Raw genomic sequence first — 2,831 nt, forward strand, 5'->3', positions numbered from 1 at the left:
AAATCAACGCACTCTAAAACCGGAAGGGCCAGTATGTGCCCCGGGCGGTGATCAACCGCGACACCCGCGGGTTCATCAAGATCGTCGTGAACGCCGATACGAGCGAGATCCTCGGCCTCACCGCCGTCGCCAAGGACGCCGGGGAACTCGCCGCCGCAGGCGTCCACGTGCTCGGCAAGACCATCGCCGAAGTCGCCGACGCCTGGGCCCCCTACCTGACCATGACCGAAGGCATCCGGATCGCCGCGAAGTCCTTCACCACCGACCCGTCACTGCTCTCGTGCTGCGCATGAACGGCAACGCATGCAATCGGGGAGATCTCATCCGGAAGAGGTCCAGACGATGAGCGCCGATCACGACCGCGACGAACGGCGCGCCGGTCCCATCGTCGCCGCAGGGACCGGGCTGCTCCTACTGGCATGCTGCGCGCTTCCGTTGCTGCTCTGCTGCGGCCTGCCGCTCATCGCGACTGTCGTTAGCACCGCCAGCGCCAGCGGCAGGGCTAACCATCCAAACAAGAAACCCGCTGGCCGTTCTGACCAGCGGGTTTCTTGACATTCGGTGGAGCCGCCGGGAATTGAACCCGGGTCCTTCGTCATCTTGCCAGGGCTTCTCCGTGCGCAGTCTGCACAGGATCTCTACTCGGCCCTCCGGCTCGGGCAAACACGCTCCGGATGATGGGCCCAGTTGCTCTCAAAGTCCCCAACCGGCCGAACAACAAACCGGTCAGGCAAGTTCCTTAGTCGATGCCAGGTTCTAGGTCAGGAACGAAACCTAGGCTGACAGACACGCGTCGCTGTAATTAGGCAGCGAGGGCGTAGTCACGCTGAGAGTTCTTCTCTGCGTTTATTGGTTGCTACGACGCTTAACGGTGGTCTCTAGCCTGCACCGGCACGCTTCCCCTGGCTCAATGTACGAAGTCGAAACCAAGTCGACCCCTCAGTAACACATTGCTGTGAAAGCTGCGCAGAACACGTTTTCACGCGCCTACGGTTCGTTCAACGCTACTGCACACACCCCTATTCCCGCAAGCCCCAACCCAGGCCACATGAGGCATAGCTTTCATAAGCACCCCCTTGTGATTAACGTCAATTTCAACGCTGTTAAGGTATGCGAGTCCAGTCCACCTACTTTGTTAAAGGCTGCAAAGTGAGCACACGTACCGAGACCTCCAGCTCCCCGGAATCCACTAAGCGCCCGACGAGCAATACCGAATGGGCTATCTCGCTCTTCGGCACCGCCGTCGGCGCTGGCATTCTGTTTCTTCCTATCAATGCCGGCAGCTTCGGCTTCTGGCCTCTGCTCGTGGCCACGATTTTGATTGGCCCGATGACCTACTTCTCCCACCGTGGACTCGCCCGCATGATTTGCGCATCACCGCGCCAGGGCGAGGACATCACGGCCGTGGTCACCGACTATTTCGGCAAAACCGCAGGCCTCATCATCTCCGTGGTGTATTTCTGCGCAATTTTCCCCATCGTGCTGATCTATGGCGTGTCCATCACGAACACGGTCAACAGTTTCATCGTCAACCAGCTGGGTGGGCCTACGATTCCGCGTCCATTGCTGTCCTTCCTCCTCGTCGGTGTGATGACCGTGGTCTTCACCTTTGGACAGCGCATCGTGCTCGCGGTGACGCAGTTCCTGGTCTATCCGCTGATTTTCTGCCTCGGCGCGCTGTCTATTTACCTCATCCCGCGGTGGGACATCGCCTCTTTCATGGAGGTGGGCAACAATGACTGGCGCATCGTCGGTTCGGTGGCCCTCATCATTCCGGTGCTGGTGTTCTCCTTTAACCACTCTCCCGCCATTTCCCAGTTCTCCCTGGCCATGGTCGCCGCACACGGTCGCGAGAAGAGCTCGGAGAACGCTTCCCGCGCACTAGCCCTGACGGCCATCCTGCTCACCGTGTTCACGATGTTCTTCGTGTGGTCCTGCACGCTGACGCTGGGCGCGGACGGCCTAGCGGAGGCTCGCGAGCAGAACCTGCCGGTGCTGTCCTACTTGGCAAACGTCACCGGCGTGCCGGTCCTGGCCTTCCTCTCCCCCATCGTTGCGATGGTGGCCATTGTGTCCTCCTACTTCGGACACGTGCTGGGCGCTACCGAGGGCGGCAACTTCCTGCTGCGCACCGTGGCACCGAGCGCGACGAAGAAGCTCTCAGAAAAGCAGCTCAATTCTGTCATGCACGGCATCATCTTTGTGTCCGCTTGGGTCGTCGCCATCCTTGATCCCTCAATTCTGGGACTCATTGAGGCCATCGGTGGACCGTTCATCGCGTCGATTCTCTACCTGCTGCCGATGTACGCCATCCACCGCATCGATGCTCTGAAGCAGTTCCGCACCCGTGCCAGCAACTACTTCGTCGTTGTCACTGGCCTCATCGCAGTGGGCGCAACCATCTGGGGCCTCTTTGCCTAAGACCGACTACTTTCCCTCAAGCCACGCCTTCAGCACGACGGCGTGGTTTATCTTTCGGTCCTTGGCGGCGAAGAGAAGGGTGAGGTCGCCGTCTGCCGCAAACTGGCGCAGCTTCTCCAATTCCTCATTCTCGTTCTCATCTAGCTCAGCGCGGTAACGCCGACCGAACTCCTCAAAACTGTCAGCGTCGTGGCCCCACCATTTCCGGAGCTCCGCGCTGGGAGCCACGTGCTTGAACCAGTGATCATAATCCAGGCGTTCTTTGGCCACGCCGCGGGGCCAGAGCTTATCGACGAGCACCGCTTCCCCACGCAGCTCCTCGTCACCGTGAACAACGTCATGAACCTTAGCCGTGTAAATCATGGTTCCCAGGCTAGACGTGTTATGTCCATAGGGTTTTTGGACATGGA

General features: G+C 59.7%; 2 protein-coding genes, 1 other RNA gene and 1 pseudogene. 2 read left to right on the forward strand and 2 right to left on the reverse strand.

Annotated elements, in window-relative coordinates; genetic code table 11:
• Positions 1-32 precede the first annotated feature (32 nt).
• Positions 33-293, forward strand: a pseudogene (locus HMPREF3149_RS09180) (mercuric reductase); the annotation flags it as partial.
• A gap of 266 nt (positions 294-559) precedes the next feature.
• On the opposite strand, the gene ssrA reads toward HMPREF3149_RS09180, so the two are convergent.
• Positions 560-939, reverse strand: a transfer-messenger RNA (tmRNA) gene (gene ssrA / locus HMPREF3149_RS09185).
• 210 nt (positions 940-1,149) lie between these two features.
• Here ssrA and HMPREF3149_RS09190 point away from each other — a divergent pair.
• Positions 1,150-2,421, forward strand: coding sequence for an SLC5/6 family protein (locus HMPREF3149_RS09190; protein ID WP_083280832.1), 1,272 nt, complete (start codon positions 1,150-1,152; stop codon positions 2,419-2,421).
• Between the two features lie 6 nt (positions 2,422-2,427).
• Here HMPREF3149_RS09190 and HMPREF3149_RS09195 read toward each other — a convergent pair whose 3' ends face one another.
• Positions 2,428-2,784: a DUF488 domain-containing protein gene (locus tag HMPREF3149_RS09195; protein ID WP_070537609.1), complete on the reverse strand. Its 357-nt coding sequence runs from the start codon at positions 2,782-2,784 to the stop codon at positions 2,428-2,430.
• Between the last annotated feature and the right edge of the window lie 47 nt (positions 2,785-2,831).

It is taken from the genome of Corynebacterium sp. HMSC05E07 (assembly GCF_001807225.1).
GTDB classification, from domain to species: domain Bacteria; phylum Actinomycetota; class Actinomycetes; order Mycobacteriales; family Mycobacteriaceae; genus Corynebacterium; species Corynebacterium singulare.

Bases quoted from the DNA above. Each gene is read 5' to 3' on its own strand.
- HMPREF3149_RS09195 (WP_070537609.1), bottom strand. From the start codon at position 2,784: ATGATTTACACGGCTAAGGTTCATGACGTTGTTCACGGTGACGAGGAG.